The sequence below is a fragment of the Vibrio sp. genome (genome assembly GCF_984391705.1).
In genome coordinates, this window is the sequence record NZ_CFHWOM010000018.1 from 41,017 (window position 1) to 64,694 (window position 23,678).

The 23,678-nt window shown below is 44.7% G+C and carries 21 protein-coding genes; 9 read left to right on the plus strand and 12 right to left on the minus strand.

What is annotated here, in order from left to right; genetic code table 11:
• Positions 1-120: 120 nt before the first annotated feature.
• The 3 genes from rdgC to AC4MRV_RS11715 all read left to right on the plus strand — a co-directional run bounded on the left by rdgC (position 121) and on the right by AC4MRV_RS11715 (position 2,854).
• Entirely contained in the window at positions 121-1,035 is a 915-nt protein-coding gene (gene rdgC / locus AC4MRV_RS11705) for a recombination-associated protein RdgC (protein ID WP_491187514.1), read from the plus strand.
• A 164-nt stretch (positions 1,036-1,199) separates the two neighbouring features.
• On the plus strand, positions 1,200-2,597 hold the full coding sequence (gene trhP / locus AC4MRV_RS11710) for a prephenate-dependent tRNA uridine(34) hydroxylase TrhP (RefSeq protein WP_491187515.1): 1,398 nt from the start codon (positions 1,200-1,202) through the stop codon (positions 2,595-2,597).
• Between the two features lie 2 nt (positions 2,598-2,599).
• A complete protein-coding gene (locus tag AC4MRV_RS11715) occupies positions 2,600-2,854 on the plus strand; it encodes a YfhL family 4Fe-4S dicluster ferredoxin (RefSeq protein ID WP_004413072.1) in 255 nt (84 codons plus the stop codon).
• A gap of 55 nt (positions 2,855-2,909) precedes the next feature.
• On the opposite strand, the gene mepA is transcribed toward AC4MRV_RS11715, so the two are convergent.
• The 8 genes from mepA to queA form a co-directional block, all read right to left on the minus strand.
• Complete coding sequence (mepA, locus tag AC4MRV_RS11720; RefSeq protein WP_491187516.1) at positions 2,910-3,761, minus strand: penicillin-insensitive murein endopeptidase; 852 nt, start codon at positions 3,759-3,761, stop codon at positions 2,910-2,912.
• Positions 3,762-3,790: 29 nt separating this feature from the next.
• Complete coding sequence (locus AC4MRV_RS11725) at positions 3,791-4,123, minus strand: DUF1904 domain-containing protein (RefSeq protein WP_491187517.1); 333 nt, start codon at positions 4,121-4,123, stop codon at positions 3,791-3,793.
• Between the two features lie 105 nt (positions 4,124-4,228).
• Positions 4,229-4,720, minus strand: coding sequence for a hypothetical protein (locus AC4MRV_RS11730; RefSeq protein WP_491187518.1), 492 nt, complete (start codon positions 4,718-4,720; stop codon positions 4,229-4,231).
• A 65-nt stretch (positions 4,721-4,785) separates the two neighbouring features.
• Positions 4,786-5,733, minus strand: a complete 948-nt coding sequence (gene secF / locus AC4MRV_RS11735; protein WP_491187519.1) for a protein translocase subunit SecF — start codon at positions 5,731-5,733, stop codon at positions 4,786-4,788.
• Between the two features lie 14 nt (positions 5,734-5,747).
• Complete coding sequence (secD, locus tag AC4MRV_RS11740) at positions 5,748-7,604, minus strand: protein translocase subunit SecD (protein ID WP_491187520.1); 1,857 nt, start codon at positions 7,602-7,604, stop codon at positions 5,748-5,750.
• Between the two features lie 20 nt (positions 7,605-7,624).
• Positions 7,625-7,954: a preprotein translocase subunit YajC gene (gene yajC, locus AC4MRV_RS11745; protein WP_032551291.1), complete on the minus strand. Its 330-nt coding sequence runs from the start codon at positions 7,952-7,954 to the stop codon at positions 7,625-7,627.
• 175 nt (positions 7,955-8,129) lie between these two features.
• Positions 8,130-9,266 carry a tRNA guanosine(34) transglycosylase Tgt gene (gene tgt, locus AC4MRV_RS11750; RefSeq protein ID WP_491187521.1) on the minus strand — a complete coding sequence of 379 codons (1,137 nt, stop codon included), beginning with the start codon at positions 9,264-9,266 and terminating at the stop codon, positions 8,130-8,132.
• A 168-nt stretch (positions 9,267-9,434) separates the two neighbouring features.
• A complete protein-coding gene (queA, locus tag AC4MRV_RS11755) occupies positions 9,435-10,487 on the minus strand; it encodes a tRNA preQ1(34) S-adenosylmethionine ribosyltransferase-isomerase QueA (protein ID WP_491187522.1) in 1,053 nt (350 codons plus the stop codon).
• 316 nt (positions 10,488-10,803) lie between these two features.
• On the opposite strand from queA, the gene AC4MRV_RS11760 reads away from it, so the two are divergent.
• Positions 10,804-11,244, plus strand: a complete 441-nt coding sequence (locus AC4MRV_RS11760) for a CBS domain-containing protein (RefSeq protein ID WP_491187523.1) — start codon at positions 10,804-10,806, stop codon at positions 11,242-11,244.
• Positions 11,245-11,297: 53 nt separating this feature from the next.
• On the opposite strand, the gene AC4MRV_RS11765 is transcribed toward AC4MRV_RS11760, so the two are convergent.
• Positions 11,298-12,296 (minus strand): LacI family DNA-binding transcriptional regulator, encoded by a 999-nt coding sequence (locus AC4MRV_RS11765; RefSeq protein WP_491187524.1) that lies wholly within the window; start codon positions 12,294-12,296, stop codon positions 11,298-11,300.
• Positions 12,297-12,494: 198 nt separating this feature from the next.
• Between AC4MRV_RS11765 and AC4MRV_RS11770 the strand changes: the two genes are divergently transcribed.
• The 4 genes from AC4MRV_RS11770 to AC4MRV_RS11785 all read left to right on the plus strand — a co-directional run bounded on the left by AC4MRV_RS11770 (position 12,495) and on the right by AC4MRV_RS11785 (position 18,515).
• Positions 12,495-13,943 (plus strand): glycoside hydrolase family 32 protein, encoded by a 1,449-nt coding sequence (locus AC4MRV_RS11770; RefSeq protein ID WP_491187525.1) that lies wholly within the window; start codon positions 12,495-12,497, stop codon positions 13,941-13,943.
• Positions 13,944-13,959: 16 nt separating this feature from the next.
• A complete protein-coding gene (locus tag AC4MRV_RS11775) occupies positions 13,960-15,333 on the plus strand; it encodes a PTS transporter subunit EIIC (protein ID WP_491187526.1) in 1,374 nt (457 codons plus the stop codon).
• A 92-nt stretch (positions 15,334-15,425) separates the two neighbouring features.
• The gene (gene cscK, locus AC4MRV_RS11780; RefSeq protein WP_491187527.1) at positions 15,426-16,349 is read left to right on the plus strand and encodes a fructokinase; all 924 of its coding nucleotides are present in this window, start codon (positions 15,426-15,428) and stop codon (positions 16,347-16,349) included.
• 225 nt (positions 16,350-16,574) lie between these two features.
• On the plus strand, positions 16,575-18,515 hold the full coding sequence (locus AC4MRV_RS11785) for a HAMP domain-containing methyl-accepting chemotaxis protein (RefSeq protein ID WP_491187528.1): 1,941 nt from the start codon (positions 16,575-16,577) through the stop codon (positions 18,513-18,515).
• 130 nt (positions 18,516-18,645) lie between these two features.
• On the opposite strand, the gene aceA is transcribed toward AC4MRV_RS11785, so the two are convergent.
• The 3 genes from aceA to AC4MRV_RS11800 all read right to left on the minus strand — a co-directional run bounded on the left by aceA (position 18,646) and on the right by AC4MRV_RS11800 (position 23,256).
• On the minus strand, positions 18,646-19,959 hold the full coding sequence (gene aceA / locus AC4MRV_RS11790) for an isocitrate lyase (protein ID WP_491187529.1): 1,314 nt from the start codon (positions 19,957-19,959) through the stop codon (positions 18,646-18,648).
• 123 nt (positions 19,960-20,082) lie between these two features.
• Positions 20,083-21,729, minus strand: a complete 1,647-nt coding sequence (aceB, locus tag AC4MRV_RS11795; protein ID WP_491187530.1) for a malate synthase A — start codon at positions 21,727-21,729, stop codon at positions 20,083-20,085.
• A 621-nt stretch (positions 21,730-22,350) separates the two neighbouring features.
• Complete coding sequence (locus tag AC4MRV_RS11800) at positions 22,351-23,256, minus strand: hydrogen peroxide-inducible genes activator (RefSeq protein WP_491187531.1); 906 nt, start codon at positions 23,254-23,256, stop codon at positions 22,351-22,353.
• Between the two features lie 199 nt (positions 23,257-23,455).
• Here AC4MRV_RS11800 and AC4MRV_RS11805 point away from each other — a divergent pair.
• Positions 23,456-23,678: redoxin domain-containing protein (locus AC4MRV_RS11805; RefSeq protein ID WP_491187532.1), on the plus strand; the 223-nt coding region annotated here is incomplete at its 3' end.

The following is a 23,678-nucleotide window of genomic DNA, read 5'->3' on the forward strand; positions in this document are numbered from 1 at the left end:
TGTGACCTTTGAAAACAAATTTTCATATAACTTTCATCCCACTATTGCGTGTTTGCAGTAAGACAAGACGAGCAAAAGTCTTTATTATTGGCGGATCGGATAAAGGTATAGAGAAAGAATATGTGGTTTAAAAACTGTCTGGTTTATCGCTTCAACCGCGAAATCGAATTCAACGCTGACCAACTAGAAAAACAATTAGCTGAGTTTCGTTTTACGCCATGTGGTAGCCAAGATAAGCAAAAATTTGGCTGGGTTACAGCGATGGGTAAGCATGGTGACATGATGACTCACGTATCTGAAAACCGCATTCTAGTTTGTGCTAAGAAAGAAGAAAAAATGCTCCCTGCATCAGTGATTAAAGACTCACTGAATGCAAAGATCGAAGCAATGGAAGCGCAAGAAGGTCGACCTCTGAAAAAGAAAGAGAAAGACAATCTGAAAGACGACATCGTCATGGATCTTTTGCCACGTGCATTTAGCCGCAGCAGCCATACTTACGTACTTATTTTGCCAAAAGAAGGCTTCATTCTGGTTGATGCCAGTAGCTCTAAGAAAGCAGAAGATGTGTTAGCACTGCTGCGTAAAACCATGGGTAGCCTACCCGTTGTGCCAGCGATTCCTGAAAAGCCAATTGAAACCACATTGACCGAATGGGTGAAAACGGGTGAAACGCCTGTTGGTATTCAAATGCTTGATGAAGCTGAGCTTAAATCAGTGCTCGAAGAAGGCGGCGTGATCCGTTGTAAGAAACAAGAACTGACAGCGGATGAAATTCGCAGCCATATTGAAGCTGACAAGATGGTGACTAAACTCGCCGTTTGGTGGCAAGAGCGCATCGAGTTTGTTTTGGCGGAAGATGGCAGTATTAAGCGCCTAAAATTCTCAGATGAACTAAAAGATCAAAACGATGATATTCCTCGTGAAGATCAAGCGGCTCGCTTTGATGCCGACTTTTCTCTAATGTGCGGTGAGTTCAGTGCGTTCTTACCAAACCTTTACGAGTGCTTAGGCGGTTTACCTCACCCTAACGCGTAACCTACCTTTAAGGTGCTCGACCAGTCGGGCACCTGCTTTCCAATTCCCTCACCTTACTCATGGACTTTTTCCTAGTCACAAGTCACATTTTGGCGTAAAATTTGCGCCCCCGATCCCATTTGGTGGGTTCGGCCTGACTTGAGATCAGATTAAGAGAATTACACATGACTGAGAAAGCATTCGTACCTGAGCTACTGTCACCTGCAGGTAGCCTTAAAAACATGCGTTACGCATTTGCCTATGGCGCAGACGCGGTATACGCAGGCCAACCTCGTTACAGCCTTCGCGTACGTAACAACGAGTTCAACCACGAGAACCTAAAAATTGGTATCGATGAAGCGCATGCCCTAGGCAAAAAGCTTTACGTGGTATGTAACATCCAACCGCACAACTCTAAGCTAAAAACTTTCATCCGCGACCTTAAGCCGGTTGTAGAGATGGGCCCTGACGCACTAATCATGTCTGACCCTGGTCTTATCATGATGGTTCGTGAAGCCTTCCCTGAAATGCCAATCCACCTGTCTGTTCAAGCGAACGCAGTAAACTGGGCAACAGTGAAGTTCTGGGCGGCAAACGGCGTTGAGCGTGTGATTGTTTCTCGTGAGCTTTCTCTAGAAGAGATCGAAGAGATTCGTGAGCACTGTCCTGAGACTGAACTGGAAGTGTTCGTTCACGGTGCTCTATGTATGGCTTACTCTGGCCGCTGCCTACTGTCTGGTTACATCAACAAACGTGACCCTAACCAAGGTACATGTACTAACGCATGTCGTTGGGAATACAAAGTTGAAGAAGGCAAAGAAAACGACACTGGCGACATCGTAGAGAAGTTCGATCCAACAGAAGCTCAAGCAGTAGAAGTTCAAGATGAACGCCCTGAAACGACTATCGGTCGTGGCAAACCAACAGATGAAGTGGTTCTGCTTTCTGAAGCGCACCGCCCAGAAGAGAAGATGGCCGCTTACGAAGATGAGCACGGCACTTACATCATGAACTCGAAAGACCTACGCGCTATCCAGCACGTTGAGCGTCTGACTAAGATGGGTGTTCACTCACTGAAGATCGAAGGTCGTACTAAATCTTTCTACTACTGTGCTCGTACTGCTCAGGTTTACCGTAAAGCGATTGATGACGCTGTTGCAGGCAAACCATTTGATGAGAGCCTAATGGGTACACTAGAGAGCCTAGCGCACCGTGGTTACACGGAAGGCTTCCTACGTCGTCACACACACGATACTTACCAAAACTACGACTATGGTTACTCTGTATCTGACGCTCAGCAATTTGTTGGTGAATTCACTGGCAAACGCCGTGGTGACCTAGCGGAAGTTGAAGTGAAGAACAAATTCGTTGTGGGTGATAGCCTTGAGCTAATGACGCCAAAAGGTAACGTAATCTTCACGCTTGAAGCGATGGAAAACCGTAAGTCAGAAGTTATCGATGACGCAAAAGGAAACGGCCACTTCGTATTTATTCCAGTTCCACAAGATATGGATTTAGAATACGGCCTATTAATGCGTAACTTAAACGATGGTCAGGATACCCGTAACCCAACAGGTAAATAAACATGGCTTTACTGATCACTGATAAGTGCATTAACTGTGACATGTGTGACCCTGAGTGTCCAAATGGCGCGATCACTATGGGCGACTCAATCTTTGAGATCGATCCCGACCTATGTACTGAATGTAAAGGTCACTATGAAAAGCCAACATGTCAATCAGTCTGCCCGATCACTAAGTGCATCATCACCGATCCAGACCATGTTGAGACTGAAGAAGAACTGCTAGAGAAGTTCGTTATTATTCAGGGCTTAGCCTAATATAGGTTAATGAAAGCGCCGCTCAATGAGCGGCGTTTTTTTATTCAAAGTCGTATTAGCTGTTATCTAACAACCGCTGGCACTGAGCTGGTATCACTTTCACCTTTTTCTTTTTCGGCTTTGTTGAAGCCACCTTTGGTGCAGCTGGCTTGGGCTGCGGCTTCCAGCTTGCTAGCTCTGCCCCACAACCATCACCTTTAGGTGGCTCAGCTTGAGGCTTACAATTCAGGCTCCCTTCAGGGCAGTTCAAACGTACGTGCATATGGTAATGATGCCCCCACCATGGACGCACTTTTCGTAGCCACTCTCTATTCGAGCCCTGCTCGGTCACACACAGTTTTTCTTTGATCACCGGATGAACAAAAATACGTGCAACTTGCTCATCATTGGCCGCCATCTTCACTAACTCAAAATGGCGTTGGTCCCATTGGCTTTTAAGCAACCTGTACTCTTCGAGGTTCACGACACTGTGTGGTGTTGGCTTAGCCAGTTGAGAATCAGAGAGCCGAGTATCGGCCAGTTTCAGCCAAATATCGATATCTAGCCCCGTTTGGTGGCTAGAATGCCCTGATGAAAAGCGTCCACCTTGCGGCAGGGAAATATCCCCAATCAGAATATTCGTATCCAGATGCTGTTGAGATAAAACGCCAAGACGCTCGATAAAACTAATGGCGTTTGGGTGTCCATAATAACGATCTCGCTGGCTGCGGATCACCTGATACCCTACCCCGCTTAACGAGAGCGAAGCAGCACCAGCCAAACAGCCATTTGCGTAGCTGCCGATCGCTTGAGGCGGCTCTTGTGAAGGCCCACTAACCAGCTCCCAAGGCGTAGCATGTACGGGTAATGTGAATAATGGGATAGCGAGAGCCCAAAGGCGTTTAAGAAATACCAATGTTCTGTTCATTCCCTTGAGCTCCTTAAGTATGGAGAGGCCTAGTAGTGCTCACCATTATCGTAATAACCTTTGGCATCTAGAGCAGTGAAAATCACCGCAACATCGACATCTTCGCCAATAATACCTCGAACTTGAGAAGTAATGATCTTAGCCACCGCATCTTGAGTCTCTTGCCCACGGTCAAACCAGAGTACCTCGACAAAAGGGTATGCTGCGCTTACTTCACCTTCATGAAAGAATGTGGTGTAAATATATTCGAAGGTAAAGTCCTCTCGAGGGCAATCCATGTGAGGTTGGAGTTCATCGGTCAACGATTGAGATAGAGTCTGAACCGTTTGTGGCTCAACTGCACGAAAACGTAAATGTGGCATGAGTGCTTCCTATTTATTATTTTCAATCATCATAGCAAGTTATCACTATAGTTTTGTAGCATATAGAAGAAGTTTGCGATAACTAGAAGCGTTTGCCATCAATTTTTATCGCGGTGAGTAACTTAGCGTAATGATTTCACCGTCACTTAGCAGCTTGGCATCCCAAAAGGAATTTTGCCAAACCATAACTCTCACCTGTGATGGAGAAAACTGATTAATAAACTCTATCAACGCCTTATCGACTCTGCTTTCTGAGTTGTTAGATAACTGTTGCGCGACATTGAAGTGCTCACCAGCAATATCAACATGAATTAACGAAAACCCATCACTACGTAGATTCAATTGAAGTTCGGAGAGTTGGTGACTTGAATATTCAGCAAACAATTTCAGCACCATCTGCCCATTGATACGTTCAGCTTGTCCATAATAGTTGTGACGGTAGTAGGTCAAAGAGTCCTCACACCAGACTTGCTCTTCACACTGCAGCCATGAAGATTGCACTTCCTGAATAAGCACTTCGGAAGGCGTTGTAAGAAGCAATGTCGCGGCCGATGCGTGACAAGACAGTAAACCAATCAATACTGCGAGTATTCGCACTTACTTTCCTCTAAAAACAACAAAGCCGCTGACAAACAGCGGCTTTACACTCTTATTCGAGATGATTATGGCATCTCATCGAACTCTGCACCTTCTTTTTCTACTTGAGGTGGCATTAGGTGTTCTTTAGTAATACCCAGTTTCAATGCTAGTGCTGATGCTACGTAGATTGATGAGTAAGTACCAACCGTAATACCTAGTAGAAGTGCGGTAGCGAAGCCGTGAATCATAGCACCACCCTGGGTAAACAGAGCAATAACTACGAACAAGGTAGTACCAGAAGTAATCAAGGTACGGCTCAATGTTTGAGTAATTGAGCTGTTCATGATATCTGCCGGTTCACCTTTACGCATCTTACGGAAGTTCTCACGGATACGGTCAAATACAACAATGGTATCGTTGAGCGAGTAACCAACAACCGTGAGTAGTGCTGCGACAATGGTCAAGTCCACTTCGATTTGCATCAAAGAGAATACACCGAGCGTAATGATAACGTCGTGAGCAAGCGCAAGTACCGCACCTGCCGCTAAGCGCCATTCAAATCGTACCGATACATAGATTAGGATACAGATAAGAGAAACAAGGATCGCAAGACCACCAGCTTCTGTTAGCTCATCACCCACGTTTGGACCCACGAACTCGATTCGACGCATTTCTACGCTTTCACCCGTGCCATCTTTAATTGCATTTAAGATTTGGTTACCCAGAGTCTCACCTGCAACATCATCACGAGGACGTAGGCGCACCATTACGTCACGCGCACTACCAAAGTTCTGTACCGTTGCATCACCAAAGCCTTTTGCATCTAGCGCGCTACGAATATCTTCAAGGTTTGCTGGCTGCTCAAAACCCACTTCGATTAAAGTACCGCCAGTAAAGTCTAGACCCCAATTCAACCACTTAGTTGAGAGAGTAAAGATTGACGCACCAATCATTAGGATTGAAAACACAAATGCCAACTTCGACCAACGCATAAAGTCGATCGTATTTTCTGCTTTTAGAATCTGAAACATACTAATTCCTAGCCTTAGATCGACAGTTTGTTGATTCGCTTACCACCGTATGCAAGGTTCACGATACAACGTGTACCCACAATGGCTGTAAACATAGACGTTAAAATACCGATAGACAGTGTCACGGCGAAGCCTTTGATCGCGCCTGTACCCACTGCAAATAAGATAATCGCAGTAATAAGCGTGGTGATGTTCGCATCGGCAATGGTACTGAATGCGTTGGCGTAACCCTGATGAATCGCTTGTTGAGGGCTGCGGCCGTCACGAAGCTCTTCACGAATACGCTCAAAGATCAGTACGTTCGCATCGACGGCCATACCAACGGTAAGAACGATACCAGCAATACCAGGTAGCGTCATGGTTGCACCTGGAATCATCGACATCACACCAATGATCAATACTAGGTTCGCCATCAGTGCGACGTTAGCAATCAGACCAAACTTACGGTAGTAAAGCAGCGTAAAGAGCATTACCGCAACCATACCCCAAATCATCGCTTGGATACCCATATCGATGTTTTGCTGACCCATAGATGGACCAATGGTACGTTCTTCAACAATCGAGATAGGCGCAATCAGAGCACCTGCACGAAGTAGAAGTGCCAAGTTATGAGCTTCAGCAGTAGAGTCAATACCAGTAATACGGAAGTTACGGCCAAGAGCTGATTGAATCGTCGCTTGGTTAATAACTTCTTCATGCTTAGTAAGAATCACTTTACCTTCAGGTGTCTTACGACCGCTATCTTTGTACTCTGCAAATACGGTTGCCATTAGCTTACCGATATTTTGACGAGAGAACGCAGACATCTTGCTACCACCTTCGCTGTCTAGCGAGATGTTAACTTGAGGACGACCATATTCATCAACACTTGAGCTTGCATCTGTAATGCTCGAACCGCCTAGGATAACGCGCTTCTTAAGAACAACAGGGCGACCATCACGGTCTTGCTTGATTTCGCTACCTGCTGGTGCACGACCTGCCGCAGCTGCAGCCAGATCCGCAGAGCTATCAACTTCACGGAATTCAAGCGTTGCAGTCGCGCCAAGAATCTCTTTTGCACGAGCAGTGTCTTGAACACCTGGTAGCTCAACTACGATACGGCTTGCGCCTTGACGTTGAACCAGCGGCTCAGCAACACCCAATTCGTTAACACGGTTACGAAGGATGGTGATGTTCTGCTCTACAGCGTAGTTACGGATCTCTTGAAGACGCGTTTCAGTAAAGTTAGCAATCAGAGAGAAACGACCATTCGACTCAGAATCAACGAAAGTCATATCTGGGTGCAGAGACTCTAGCAACGTTTTCGCAGCTGCAAGTTGCTCCTCGTTACGTAGCAATACTTCAACCGCATCTTTGCCAGATGGACGAATTGCACGGTAACGGATTTTCTCTTCACGAAGTTCGCTACGGAACGCTTCTTCTTGTTGGCCCACCAGCTTTTCCATTGCAGCGTCCATATCCACTTCCATCAAGAAGTGAACACCACCACGTAGGTCAAGGCCAAGCTTCATTGGTGCCGCACCAATTGATTCAAGCCAGTCTGGAGTTGAAGCCGCTAAGTTTAAGGCAACGATAACATCTTCATTCAAAGCTTCAGTGATCACATCACGCGCACTGATTTGAGTATCGGTATCGTTAAAGCGTACAAGAATAGAACCGTTTTCTAGAGCAACGGATTTAGTAGGAAGGCTCTCGGCTTCAAGAGCTTTGGTGACAGTATCCAGCGTAGACATATCTACAGAGGCGCCACGCGCCCCTGTAACTTGAACTGCCGGATCTTCACCGTATAGATTTGGAAGTGCGTACAACGCAGCGATAGCAATGGTAAACATCACCATCAGGTACTTCCATAACGGATAACGGTTTAGCACAGCGAGGATCCTCTAGCTGTTTATAGAGATTTCAGAGTACCTTTTGGTAGCACTGCTGTAACGAAGTCTTTCTTGATAACTACTTCGTTGTTTGGGTTTAGCTCGATTGCAACGTAGTCGTTGTCTTCAGCGATTTTAGTAATCTTACCGATTAGACCACCGCTTGTTAGAACTTCGTCGCCTTTACCCATAGAAGCCATTAGGTTTTTGTGCTCTTTAACACGCTTAGCTTGTGGACGGTAGATCATGAAGTAGAAGATCACCGCGAACATACCTAGCATGATTAGCATTTCGAAACCGCCGCCTGCTGGTGCGCCTTCTGCTGCTGCGTGAGCTTGAGAAATAAACATTAAAACATCCTCTATTATTTTTTATTAATGTCCAAGTTGGGCTTTCGCAATTTAGTTTCAAGTCTGAGAGTGACTAATAGAGATCGCTCTCTCAAAAATAGCTTGCGTTTGCCTACTTTATTAGCAAAAGCCTCTGGCTAGATGCCAAAGGCTTTAAATCTTTATGTTGTGTAAATTACTGCTCTTTCGATAGTGGCGGCACTTCACGGCCACGACGCTCGTAGAACTCTTGCACGAACTCATCAAAACGGTCTTCATCAATCGCTTTACGGATGCTTTCCATTAGGCGCTGGTAGTAACGTAGGTTGTGAATCGTATTTAGACGCGCACCTAAAATTTCGTTACAACGCTCTAGGTGGTGAAGATACGACTTCGAGTAATTTTGACAAGTGTAACAGTCACAGTGTGGATCTAATGCAGTTGTATCTGTTTTGTGTTTCGCATTACGGATCTTGATCACACCGCCAGTCACAAATAGGTGACCATTACGTGCGTTACGCGTTGGCATTACACAGTCAAACATGTCGATACCACGGCGAACACCTTCAACGAGATCTTCAGGTTTACCTACACCCATTAGGTAACGAGGCTTGTCTTCTGGTAGCTGAGGACATGTGTGCTCAAGAATACGGTGCATGTCTTCTTTTGGCTCACCTACAGCTAGGCCACCGACAGCGTAACCGTCAAAACCAATTTCCGTTAGACCTTTAACAGATACATCACGCAGATCTTCGTAAACACCACCTTGAACAATACCAAACAGGTTGTTCGGGTTTTCTAGTTTATCGAAATGATCACGAGAACGCTGTGCCCAACGTAGTGACATTTCCATCGACTTCTTCGCTTCATCGTGCGTCGCTGGGTATGGCGTACACTCGTCAAAGATCATTACGATGTCTGAACCCAAATCTTTCTGGATTTCCATCGACTTTTCAGCGTCCATGAAGATCTTGTCGCCGTTCACTGGGTTACGGAAATGTACGCCTTCCTCAGTGATAGTACGCATTTTACCTAGGCTGAATACTTGGAAACCGCCTGAATCAGTAAGAATAGGACCGTGCCAGTTCATGAAATCGTGCAGGTCACCGTGCATTTTCATGATTTCTTGGCCAGGACGTAGCCATAGGTGGAATGTGTTACCTAGAAGAATTTCAGCACCAGTGCCTTTTACTTCTTCTGGTGTCATACCTTTAACGGTACCGTAAGTACCCACTGGCATGAATGCTGGCGTTTGAACTGTGCCACGTTCGAAGGTCAGTTGACCACGACGTGCAACACCGTCTTTTTTCTTAAGATCGAATTTTAACTTCACGAAGCCTCCGGTTGTCAGAGAAACAGTCTGACATTAAGTTCAGAGCTTTAAGCTCTATGAGGAGCGGTCGCCTTCCATGCGAGATGCAGAATAACCGATTATTCTGCTTCCTAGCTTGCTGCTAGCACTCGTAAACCATAATTGGTGAAAAAGCTGACTAGCAAAAGGCTAGTCAGTTTTTTTCTTGATGAACATCGAATCGCCATAAGAGAAGAAACGGTATTTATTCTCTACAGCGTGCTTGTATGCGTTCATCGTATTTTCATAACCTGCGAATGCACTCACCAACATGATCAATGTCGATTCTGGCAGGTGGAAGTTAGTGATTAAACAATCCACTAACTGATATTCGTAGCCTGGGAAAATGAAGATCTCGGTATCACCGAAGAAAGGAACTAATTCAGTGCCCTTTTTGATCGCATCTTGCGCTGCGCTTTCTAGCGAGCGTACCGATGTCGTACCAACAGCAATGATTCGACCACCACGTGCTTTCGTCGCATTAATTGCATCGACGACTTCCTGAGGAACTTCAACGTACTCGGCATGCATGTGATGCTCATCAATGTTATCTACTTTCACTGGCTGGAACGTACCCGCTCCAACGTGCAAAGTAACATACGCAAACTCAGCACCTTTTGCTTTGATCTTCTCAAGCAAGGGTTCATCAAAGTGAAGGCCAGCTGTTGGCGCAGCTACCGCGCCTGGTTTCTCATTATAAACCGTTTGGTAACGCTCTTTGTCTGAATCTTCATCCGGGCGGTCAATGTAAGGAGGAAGTGGCATGTGGCCGATCTCTTCAAGTACCGCCAGTACGTTTTGTTCTGCGTTAAACTTCAGCTCGAATAGTGCATCATGACGAGCCACCATTTTTGCTGAGTATTCGTCGTTCTCACCAATAAAAATCGTTGAACCTGGCTTTGGCGATTTAGAGCAGCGAACGTGCGCGAGAATGCTTTTCTCATCAAGCACTCGCTCTACAAGAACTTCAAGCTTACCGCCCGACTCTTTACGACCGAACATGCGAGCAGGAATCACTCGAGTATTGTTGAATACCACTAAGTCACCCGGTTGTACTTGGTCTAGTACATCGGTAAACGTGCCATCGGTTAGCTCACCGCTGTTGCCATCCATTTGCAGTAAACGGCTTGCAGTACGCTCAGGCTGAGGGTAACGAGCAATAAGCTCATCGGGTAAATCAAAGTGAAAATCTGATACTTGCATGTTACTAAATCTTTTGTCGTGGTTTCTGGTTGTCGTGGCTGAGTCGAACTGATTCTGTCACAAACAGACGACGAGTTTTTCGCAGCCGACTAGTATATTCTGCGTGGGAGCAATATCAAGAAAAGAGATGTGAATTATTGTAATCAATTGAGTTAATCTACTCTTAGTTTCGCTGTTTCATCTGTAGAAATCTTCACCAATTGATTTGCCGCAAAAAAGTTGTGGTTATCGCAGTAAAAACTGGTTTAGCTCTCAAACTCAGACCAAGAAAATCACTATATTTAAAGAGCAAAGAATAATAACTCAGGAGGCAGCCATGATTAAGGTAGAAGACATGATGACGCGTAACCCGCATACGCTTCTTCGTTCTCACAATCTCGCCGATGCCAAAAGCATGATGGGAGCGCTCGACATCCGCCATGTTCCGATCATCGATGCGGATAAAAAATTGCTTGGCGTCGTTTCGCAACGTGATGTACTCGCCGCTCAAGAATCTAGCCTACAAAAGCTCCCAGAAAGTCAATCTTACACACTCAATACGCCACTCTATGAAGTCATGAAGACCAGCATTATGTCAGTGGCACCGCAAGCAGGTTTGAAAGAAAGCGCCATTTACATGCAAAAGCACAAAGTGGGTTGCTTACCTGTGGTTGAAAAAGGGCAGTTGGTGGGCATCATTACGGATAGCGATTTTGTCTCTATTGCAATCAACTTACTCGAATTGCAGGAAGAGGTAGAGCCAGAAGAGGTGGAATAAGCTCTGACTACGCAAAGTTATCAACGCTAAGGAGTATTCCTGCCTTAGCGTTATTACTCTTCATTGCGCAAAATCTCTGGCTGGCGAGACATCACTTTTAAAAACGGTTTATCGCGGACGGTTAGTGTTGGCTCAAGCAGCACGACTCTTTGTTCAACGTTTTGCTGCTGGATCACTTCAATCATCATATCAAAGCCCAATAAGGCGATTTTTCGGATCGGTTGTTTGATACTAGAAAAGCCCAATGACTGAGCGATAAAGGTATCATCAAAGCCAATAATATCTACCGATTGCTCAACCTGTTTTTCTCGCAACGCACTGTGTAAATGACTGGCTGAGATATCATCAGAGCAAAATACCGCTTCTAGCGGTTGCTTAGTGTCAACGATTTGCTCCTCAATAAAGCGATGCAAGCTGTTAGAGTCATAAGGCGCGAGCACTTGGGGCTTAGCTAGCTCCACTCCTAACTGTTGCAATGCTTGTTTAAAACCGAGCAAACGGTCGGATTGAGTGTCGCTAGCACCAATATAACCCACTCGGCGATACCCATTCTGAACAAAGTGTTTCGCAGCTAGCTCCCCGCCATGCTGATGGTGAGTACCAATGCTAATGGTTTCGGGTGCAGTTGCTGTCAGCAATACCACAGGAAAAGGCAACGCTTTCAAGGGCGCTAAGTGCTCCTCTTTTAGTGAGCGCGGGACAAGAAATACCCCATCCACTTTGTGATTAATACACTCAGACAAAAAGGTCTTTTCTAGCTGAAGGTTATTGCGGCTATTAAACAACAATAAGCTGCGGCCATGCTTGTACGCTTCTTCTTCCAATACATCGACCAATTGTGAGAAAAACGGGTTAGACATATTGCGCACAATAACGGCAAACAACTTGGTTGGCTTCTTGCGCTTCTGCGGAGGCTTTTGATAATTCAGCTCTGTCATCGCCAACTCTACTGCTTGCTTAGCTTCAACTGAAACACGCTCACTGCTATTAAGCACTCTAGATACGGTCGCAATAGAGACCCCTGCCCTTTTGGCGACATCACGAATCGTCATTGCACTTCCATCCGACTTTTCTATCAATCAACGTCATATATTAACCCTCACCATGTAACAAGACTTTGTGTTACATCACAACCTGTTCTCTATTTGTTCAAAACACCGTCAAATTGAGTGAATAAAAGTGCGGCGCTATTTTCACCCTTTATCAAGCTCTCTATGATTTCTTCAACCCAAGGTTATTAGGTAAGTAACGTGCAACAACAAAAATATAAAACCATCAACACGGCAACGGAATTAGATAATAAAAAGTTTGAGGAAATAAAATCAAACACTTTATTTCGTCCACTATTTCATATTAACCCACCACATGGGTTATTAAATGACCCGAATGGTTTTTGTTATTTTAATAACCAATATCACTTATTTTACCAATGGTTCCCATTTGATACTTATCATGGAATGAAACATTGGATGCATTTGAGTTCCGATGATTTATTAAATTGGACAGAACATGGTTCAAAAATAACGCCATTAGAAAGTTATGAATCCCATGGCGCTTATTCAGGTGGTGCCATGGTTGAAAATGATCGTAGTTACCTATTCTACACCGGCAATGTTAAACGCGGTGATGAACGCGATGCCAACCAATGTTTAGCAATCTTAGATAAAAACAATCAAGTGATTAAACACGCTCTCAACCCGGTGATTGAATCAGTACCACAAGGCTACACTGGCCATGTACGCGATCCAAAAATCGTTAAACGTGGTAATCACTACTTTATGTTACTAGGCGCTCAGCGAGAGTCTGATTTAAGCGGTGAGATCATCGTGTACCAATCGCCTGATTTACTCGACTGGGAGCTCAAAGGGACGCTGGATATTCAAGTCAGCGGCGACTTTCTTGACGCCTATATGTATGAGTGCCCTGATCTGCTAGAAGTCGATGGTCATGACGTGCTGATCTTTTCCCCTCAAGGCGTGACTGCTGATGGCACTCGCTTCCACAATAAATTCAACGTCATTTACTGCTTGGGCCAAGTGGATTTCGATCAGCTTACGTTCACTGTTCGTCATTGGGATGAACTCGACCGCGGCTTTGATTTCTACGCACCGCAAACCATGGCTAATGCACCAGAGAAACAAACACTGATTGCATGGGCAGGAACAGATGACCACTTGCCTAGCGAGCAACAGGGTTGGATTAACTGCTTGACGCTGACTAGAGAACTGGCCGTTGAAAATAATCGATTAATTCAGCGTCCAAGTATTATTAATTCCGATTCATTAATAAAACACAATGGATATCAATCAATATATCAAGGAGTTGAACTAGAAAGCTTATCTTTTTCTCTAGAAGTTAATCACTTATCAAAAGAGAAAAATATAACTATTTCTTTGAACACACAAAGTGGTAAAGAGTTAACGCTGACTGTCAATAATAACACCATTACTTTAGATAGAGCGTTATATGACCATCATACCCAAGATTGGGAATTTGGAAATAAACGTCAACACCAAACAGATTACACCATTAATAATATTCACTTCATTTGCGATCAGAGCATTATTGAAATTTATATTAATGATGGCAGAGATGTATTTACCTGTCTTTTCTTCCCTGAACAAGAAAACCACCAGCTAACTATATCGACTGAAAAAGGTGCTGACCTCGATACCCACCTAACCTACCTTACAATATAATAAAGTGGTGAACAGAATGAATTATGACGCTACCGTAACCGAGATACTGGATAGTATCGGGGGCCTAGACAACATCCGCAACGCTGAGCATTGTGCTACGCGCTTGCGCCTCATCCTTAAAGACAATGACAAGGTAAACACTGATAAAGCAAAAGAGATTAACCAAATCAGCGGTTACTTTTACCAGTCAGGCCAACACCAATTCATTATTGGTACAGGCAAAGTTTCTCATGTCTATGACTCGCTCAAGCGTGCCTTGGGTGGCGAGTTTGACACTAACGATTTCAAACAAGATGCGTTTGCCGATATGACCGCAAGCCAAAAAGTCGTTCGTACGCTTGCTGATATTTTGATCCCGCTGATCCCTGCCCTGGTCACGACCGGCTTATTAATGGGTTTACGTGGCATGATGCTGCACTCAGGTGTCGACTTCTCACCAGAGACATTGGCGCTGTTTAGCATGCTGACCGATACCGCCTTTGCCTTCTTACCTGTTTTAATCGCTTATTCTGCGGCAAAGAAATTTGGTGGCAATGCCATTATCGCCATTGTTGTGGGCTTGATGATGGTTGCACCGCAACTGCCTAATGCTTGGGTGGTCGCCAATGGTGGCGCAGATCCGATGATGGTCAACCTACTGGGTATCAACTTCCCTCTGGTGGGCTACCAAGGTACGGTGCTGCCTGCCATATTTGCCGGTTGGTTTGTCTCTTACTTAGAGCGCAACTTGCGCCGCTTTATTCCGGCCAGTATGGACTTAGTTTTTACGCCATTTTTGACCATCACGATTGCTGTGTTCGTCATCCTGTTCGGCTTTGGCCCAATCCTACAAACCATTGAACACGGCTGTACCTCATTGGTGCGTATGGCACTCGACCTACCGCTTGGCCTAGGTTACATCCTTTATGGTGCCGTACAGCAGATGATCGTGATCACCGGCCTGCACCACGCACTAGGCGTAATTGAAATTGGCCTACTAAATGAAACAGGCGTGAACCCACTTCAGCCTCTAGGTACGGCTTCAATGGCTGGTCAATTTGGCGCTGCTATCGCGGTAGCGACACTACTAAAAGATAAGATCAAGAAAGGTAATGCTTACAGCGCGTCAATGTCGACACTGTTTGGTATCACTGAACCGTTATTGTTTGGCGTCAACCTTCAATACAGTAAAGTGTTCATGTTCGGTATGGTCGGTGGCGCTGTAGGTGGTTTGGTTACTTACGTACTAAACATCAGTGCGACCGGTATGGGAATTACCTTCATTCCAGGAATCTTGCTTTACTCGCAATCTTTCACGGCAGTTTTGGGTTACTTGATGGTCATTGCTAGTGCATTTGCGACCGCTTTTGTCCTGACTCATATCTACAACCCAGTAAAAAATAGTCAATAACAATAAATTCGTTGATGCACCACCCCCTAGGTGCATCAATGACTTAGCCCATCTTGCTATGCTCCGATGGGCGCCTTTGTAAGGAACGAATCATGAACAAAGTTTGGCTCACCGGTGATGCTGTAGTAGACCTGATTCCAGATGGCGACAATACCTACCTAAAATGTCCGGGCGGCGCACCAGCAAACGTCGCGGTTGGCATTGCGAGACTATCTGGCCAGTGTGGCTTTTTTGGGCGTGTGGGCGATGATCCTCTGGGCCGTTTTATGGCAGAAGTATTAGCCAATGAAAACATCGATATATCCCACCTCATGCTAGATGATAACCAACGAACCTCAACCGTGATTGTTGACCTTGATGACCACGGTGAACGATCATTTACCTTTATGGTTAAGCCAAGTGCTGATCAGTTTACTCAACTCACAGACATCCCTTCCTTTGAAGCAAACCAATGGCTCCACTGCTGCTCAATTGCCCTTGCCAACGAACCGAGCCGTTCCACGACCTTAGCAGCAATGAAAGCGATGAAAGAGGCAAACGGCTTTGTCAGCTTTGATCCCAACCTGCGTGATGAAGTATGGCAGAAACCGCAAGAGATTCGTTCAGTGGTAATGAGTGCCGTTAAAATAGCTGACGTAGTTAAGTTTTCAGAAGAAGAGCTGTTCTATTTAACTGAAACCTCTTCCCTTGATGAAGGGCTAACAAAATTAGCTCACTACTCTATTCCACTGGTGCTCATCACCCTAGGTGAAGATGGCGCACTCGCGATCCTTAACGGTCAACAACATCACGTTAAATCACGCTCAGTGAATGTCGTTGATACTACCGGCGCTGGTGATGCATTTGTTAGTGGGTTACTCGCCTATTTATCTCAGTGTGAAGATTGGCAACATGAGTCATCCATTCTAAAAGCGGTACGCTGGGGCAATGTCTGCGGTGCATTAGCCACGACACAAAAAGGGGCCATGAGCGCACTACCCAATCAGCAAGCGCTACTCGATTACTTGTCTAGCTAATCAAACCTCCTTCGGCCGATGCTTTTTACAAACCTCGGCCTTCTGCTACTTATTCCTAGTTATTAGTCACTTAGGCTCACATCTGGACTGAAACTCACACTGTCATCTTGTTTATCAGCAAGAATCAAATTCTGGCATTATAATTTAGTTACAAAACTATAAATTAAGTTACATATAACGTCAGTTCAAACCTATCAGTTAAGTCAGCCAAACAGGGATATTGGTATGAGCCTAAAAAAACTATTAACCCTAGGTTTTGGGGTAATCTTGGGCCTAATTTTGGTCATTTCCGTTGTTGCTTCATTTCGTTTTTATCAATCCAGTGGTGGTTTTAACACCTATCGCGCCCTCGCGTTGACCAGTGTTTCAACGGGACGAATCCAAGCCAATATACTTGAAGCTCGATTAGCCGCACTCAAATACATTAAGAACCACGACCAAGAAAACATTGCTGCTCTGGATAAGCGTATTACGACCGCCATCAGTCTGATTGAAGATGTTCTTAACTCACATATTGATGATGTACATAAGGCAGATTTCCTCGCGATAGAAAACCAGCTCGAGCAATACAAACAAGGTTTCCAAAACGTCATTCAGTTGGTTAATCAACGCAATCAATTAGTCAAAGATCAATTAGATCCTGCAGGCTTAAATATGCGTATCGCAGTGACCAATATAATGAACCGAGCGGCGACTGAGGATGACCTAGATGTCGCAGTCAGCGCGGGAACGCTGCAGCAACACTTACTATTAGCTCGCCTTTATGCATCAAAGTTTTTAACCAGCAACGCGCAAAGTGATGCTGAACGAGCAGACAAAGAGTTTACAACAATGGCAACAGTGGCAAGTAAAGTTGAAGCTCAATTAATGTCAGCTCAACAAGTCGCAAACCTTAAAGAGTTTCAGGCTTCGTTTGATCAGTATCGTTCCACCTTTAACCAAGTGGTCGATACCATCAATCGTCGCAATGAAATCATTTCAGGAACATTAGATGTTATGGGCGCTTCCGCAGCACGTACCATTGAAGAAATCAAACTGGCTACGAAAGATAAACAAGACACTGTCGGCCCGGAAATGGTCGATCGTTTCTCTAGCGCGCAGTTCGTTTTAGTCGTGCTTTCTATTATCGTCATTATTAGTGCTATGGGGATTGCTTTCGCAATCTATCGTAGCGTATTGAAAGTGGTTGGTGGGGAGCCAAGCCAAATACAAGAAGTGGTTGCTGAAGTGGCATCAGGTGATCTCTCTTCACACATTAAAACATCAGGCAATGAAACCGGTATATATGCGAACATCTTGCAAATGCGTACCGAATTGCGTCGGATTATCGAAGGCTTCCATCAGATTTCCGATAATGTCTCTTCTTCCTCGATGTCTCTAACGAACATCATGAGCGAAACAGAAAGCAATGCTCAACAGGAGTTAAGCCAAGTTGAGCAAATTGCGACAGCTATCAATGAACTCTCTAGTACGGCATCGGAAGTGAGCCAAAATGCCGCAAACGCTGAAAATGCAGCCAGTGATGCCACCAATAATGTGGTTGAAGGTGGACGCTTGCTCGATTCTTCCGATGAAGTTTCGAGTAAAGTAGATAGCTCAATTGAAGAAACATCAAAAATCGTCAATCAGTTACAAGAGTATTCCGTTGAAATCGGCACCGTAGTCGAAGTGATTAACTCGATATCGGAGCAGACAAACCTTCTTGCTCTTAATGCCGCTATCGAGGCCGCTCGAGCGGGTGAACAAGGAAGAGGCTTTGCGGTAGTTGCCGATGAAGTTCGCTCTCTAGCGGCGAAAACTCAGCAATCGACAGTGGATATTCAAGAGATAATCTCTCGCCTACAAGCACAGGCTAAAGATGCCAATCAATATATGCAATCTAACTTAGTATTGGCAGAAGACTCTCGTAAATACAGCGAACAGCTACGTTCCGCTTTCTCTTCAATTACGGAATCCGTGTCTCTGATTTCTGATATGAATACTCATGTGGCTACAGCTTCTGAAGAGCAATCGGGAGTGACACAAGATATATCAGAAAACGTCTCACATGCCTTTGATTTAGTCAATAAGAACGCGGCTGGCATTGAGGAGAGTAAACGCGCTAGTGATGAACTTTCTAACCTAGCAGAGAAGCAAAAAGAGCTATTAAGCTTCTTCAAACTTTAGACAAAAAAAGAGCGGCCTGCGCCGCTCAAAGCATGTCAAAGTTTATGCCTAAACAGAATATCTGTACCGAAAGTCGAGAGAGTTAACGCCTGACTATTAACTCTCTCGAGTGGTACTAAGGGCTAAGGGATTAAAATTGGTCCTCTTCCGTAGAACCGGTTAGAGCTGTTACCGAAGAGTTACCACCTTGAATGGTATTGGTCATCTTATCGAAGTAACCAGTACCTACTTCTTGTTGGTGCGCTACGAAGGTATAGCCTTTCTCAGCAGCTTGGAACTCAGGACGCTGCACCTTCTCAACGTAGTGACGCATACCTTCACCTTGAGCATAGTCATGCGCAAGTTCGAACATGTTGAACCACATGTTGTGAATACCAGCTAGCGTAATGAACTGGTATTTGTACCCCATATCAGAAAGCTCTTGCTGGAACTTAGCAATGGTTTCTGCATCTAGGTTCTTCTCCCAGTTGAACGACGGTGAACAGTTGTATGCTAGAAGCTGATCTGGGTATTCAGCATGGATTGCTTCTGCGAACTTACGCGCTTCCTCTAGACAAGGTGTAGCTGTTTCACACCAGATTAGGTCAGCGTAAGGAGCGTAAGCTAAGCCACGAGAAATCGCTTGGTCGATGCCCGCGCGAACACGGTAGAAACCTTCTTGAGTGCGCTCACCGACAATGAAGTCTTTATCGTATGAATCACAATCTGATGTTAGTAGGTCAGCTGCGTTCGCATCAGTACGAGCAATCACCAATGTTGTTGTTCCTGCTACGTCCGCTGCTAGGCGAGCCGCTACCAGTTTCTGTACCGCTTCTTGAGTCGGAACCAGTACTTTACCGCCCATATGACCACACTTCTTCACTGACGCAAGTTGGTCTTCAAAGTGAACACCGGCTGCGCCAGCATCAATCATCGACTTCATTAGCTCGTAAGCGTTTAGTACACCACCAAAGCCTGCTTCAGCATCCGCTACGATAGGTAGGAAGTAATCAATGCCGCCTTCATCCGCAGGAGACTTACCCGCTGACCATTGAATTTGATCTGCTCGACGGAACGAGTTATTGATACGCTTAACCACAGATGGTACTGAGTCTACTGGGTATAGTGATTGATCAGGATACATAGTTGACGCCGTGTTGTTATCCGCCGCTACTTGCCAGCCTGAAAGGTAGATAGCTTCAATACCCGCTTTCGCTTGCTGTACAGCTTGGCCACCCGTCAAAGCACCCAGACAGTTTACATAACCTTTCTTTGCATCACCGTTGACTAGTGACCACAGTTTATCTGCACCACGTTGAGCGATGGTGTTAGCAGGCACCATAGATCCACGTAGTTCTACTACTTCTTCAGCCGTGTAAGGACGCTTAACGTTCTTCCAGCGTGGGTTCGTTGCCCAGTCTTTTTCCAGAGCTTCAATTTGTTGGCGGCGAGTTAAGTTAGTCATCGGTCTATCCCTCTTTGATGAGCGCTTCTAATTTGTGCAAACACAGGCGCTGTTATTGTTTTTTCTTTGGCGGTACTTCCTTCTCCGCCTCAGACATTCACGTTATTGGTTAGTTTGTTTGTCTCAATCCAGGTAGTCGTATCCTGGAATGGTTAGGAAATTGGTCAGCTCGTCGCTGGTTGTTAGCTTAGCCATTAAATCAGCAGCTTCTTCAAAGCGCCCTGATTGGTAACGTTCACTACCCACTTCTTGTTTAACGACTTCAATTTCTTCAGTTAGATATTGTTCGAACAAAGCTTTTGTTACGGTTTTTCCGTTGTCCAACGCTTTACCGTGTTGAATCCACTGCCAAATTGAAGCGCGGGAAATTTCTGCGGTAGCCGCGTCTTCCATCAAGCCATAGATAGGCACACAACCATTGCCTGAGATCCAAGCTTCGATGTATTGAAGAGCAACTCGAATGTTATGACGCATGCCTTGTTCCGTAATACCACCATCGCAAGGGGCCAACAGATCTTCCGCAGTCACAGGTGCATCTTGATGTCTTAACACGTTCAGCTGGTTGCTACGCTCTCCCAATGCTAAGTCGAATACAGCCAGAGCAGTATCGGCCAAACCTGGATGAGCAACCCATGTTCCGTCATGCCCATTGTTTGCTTCTAGCGACTTGTCGTTATGAACCTTATCCAGCACTTGCTGATTGGTTTGTGGGTCTTTCGCTGGGATAAAGGCGGCCATCCCTCCCATAGCGAAGGCACCACGTTTGTGACACGTACGGACAAGTAAACGCGAGTACGCATTTAGGAACGGCTTATCCATTGTCACCACTTGACGATCAGGTAGAACGCGGTCGGGGTGTTTCTTCAATGTTTTGATGTAGCTAAAGATGTAATCCCAACGCCCACAGTTAAGGCCAACGATGTGCTCTTTGAGTGAAAACAAGATTTCATCCATCTCAAACACAGCAGGTAAAGTTTCGATAAGTACTGTCGCTTTAATCGTGCCCGTGTCTAAACCGAAATAGTCTTCGGTGAAATGAAACACTTTGCTCCACCACTGAGCTTCTTTGTGCGACTGTAATTTAGGAATATAAAAGTAAGGACCGCTGCCTTTTTTCAACAACGTTTTATGGTTGTTGTAAAAGTAAAGCGCAAAGTCAAACAGCGCCCCAGGGATGATCTGACCATTAAAAGTAACGTGTTTTTCTTTTAGATGTAGACCACGTACTCGGCAGATCAAAACGGCTGGATCGTTTTCCAGCGCATAGTGCTTACCATTAACCGGATTGGTGTAACTGATGTCTCCATTCACTGCATCACGCAAGTTAATTTGACCATCAAGCACCTTGTTCCAAGCGGGTGCCATAGAATCTTCAAAATCAGCCATGAAGACTTTTACATTCGCATTCAGTGCATTAATCACCATCTTGCGATCTGTAGGCCCGGTAATTTCAACACGGCGATCTTGGAGATCTTGTGGAATCCCTTGGATCTTCCAACTTCCTTCTCTGATATCTTGCGTATCCTCAAGAAAGTCCGGCAATTCACCAGCATCTATGCGCGCTTGCTTCTCTTCACGAGCAGTAAGCAACTCATCAACCTGACTAGCGAACTTATCACACAGAAGAGATAAAAAGGTTTGGGCTTCAACAGGGAAAATCGCTTGATGATCTGGCGAAAGGGTACCAGTTACATCAAGCATGCCTTCGTTTAGTAGGGTTTCTTGGGCTTCTACTGTTGTTTTGTCTCTATCTGGTGTATTGGCAAGCATATTCAATTCCTTCCAAAGCTTATTTGTCTCGGATTACATTTGTAACTATCAAACAACAAGACCACATCCTCACTCTTTGTCATCTGATTCCGAATTTATCTGTTTTGTGGCTCTACTTTCGCCAACCTTGGATAGGTTTGCAATCTAGACATAAGTCTTACTAGGCCTGTATTTAAGCTATACCAACAAGCGTTAGAGTAAAAGACCTAAAGTAAACAAAACGTTAAATTCAAAGTTTTATTCCGCTGACTGCAAGTTGTTGATATTGATCACCAAGATGTAAGTAGTTACGTAATTTAATTACAGTGAAATTTTGTATGTGTAATCGTTTCAAACGAACGTTTGATTTTAAAATTTTGGCAAGGAAGCCTTAGCAGAAAAGGGTTATAAGAGATATGCAACAACCATATTAAACAGGCCGTTTTTTGACGACTGTAAAATTCACACTGTGAAATTTCACAATTTAATGAAAGCTTCATCAAAATTTCTTTGTAAAATTTTACAAGTCAAAGTTTACCAACAGAATAAAATGCTAAAAAGCACACTAAAACTAGTGTGCTTTTTGAAAGGGTATCGGTGGATTTGGCTAATACTAAGCGCTAAAAGCACATTTAATAAATATTAAAGTAATTCAGAAACCACATCAGCCAATTGGTTGAAAGTACTCACACGAGATGAACTAGGACGCCAAACCAAGCCAATATGTCTATGAGCTTGCTGTCCAGGCGCGTCAACAACCACTAGGTTTTGGTTATCAATAAGACCATGATCTATCGCCATTTGAGGGATAAAGGTAGTACCCATCCCGTTCGCCACCATTTGCACAAGTGTATGAAGGCTGGTTGCAGAAAACGGATTGATCTTCTCTTTATCAGTCAACTGACAGGCAGAAACAGCATGTTCAGTCAAACAGTGCTCTTTCTCTAATAAGAAGACAAACTCATTCGGCAAGTCTGCATACTTTATTGGTGTTTGGATTGCGTCCGCTTGATTCTGGCTGATGATCATCCTAAATGGGTCACTACCAACAATGCAGCTGTCCATACCATCGATATCCACTGGCAACGCTAGAATTAGTACATCCAATTCACCGTGACGCAGCGCTTCAAGTAGATTGGTTGTCGTATCTTCTCTTAGTAGTAAGTTCAATTGCGGGAAACGCTGATTGACCTCTTGAACTAGGTCGCAGAGTAAGAAAGGAGCAATAGTAGGAATACATCCAACGCGCAGCTGACCTTCCATCTCATCGCCTTGGCACAACAATCCAAGTTCAACCAAGTCTTGGCCTTTTGCCAACAACTCGCGTCCACTCTGCACGACCAATTCCCCCGCTTGAGTAAAAACTAGAGGGCTTTTTTTATCTTTCTTTTCATAAAGAGGACAACCAATCAGTTCTTCTAAGTTCTGAATGCCTTTACTTAAGGTAGATTGACTAACAAAGCACTTTTCAGCGGCTTCGCTAAAATGACGCGTTTCGTGCAGGGTGATTAGGTAATGTAACTGTTTAAGACTGGGCCACTTATTCATAGAACTATTTATAACTAACAGGTAGAAGTTGACCAAGTTAATGAATTAGAACTTATCGCTTTTTTCGATTAACTTAATCTATTTAATTCGCTTTTTCCCATACTACAATCTGTACTATAGTTTGTCGCGTACAAACACGGACTGAATTGATAATACTGACATCAATTCGGAACTAACCATACTTTTTAGGAGCAAAAAAATGGTACTAGTAGGTCGTCAAGCCCCAGATTTTACTGCTGCAGCTGTTCTAGGTAACGGTGAGATCGTTGATAACTTCAACTTCGCAGAGTTCACTAAAGGTAAGAAAGCGGTTGTTTTCTTCTACCCACTAGATTTCACTTTCGTTTGCCCATCAGAGCTAATCGCTTTCGACAACCGTCTAGCTGATTTCCAAGCTAAAGGTGTTGAAGTAATCGGTGTTT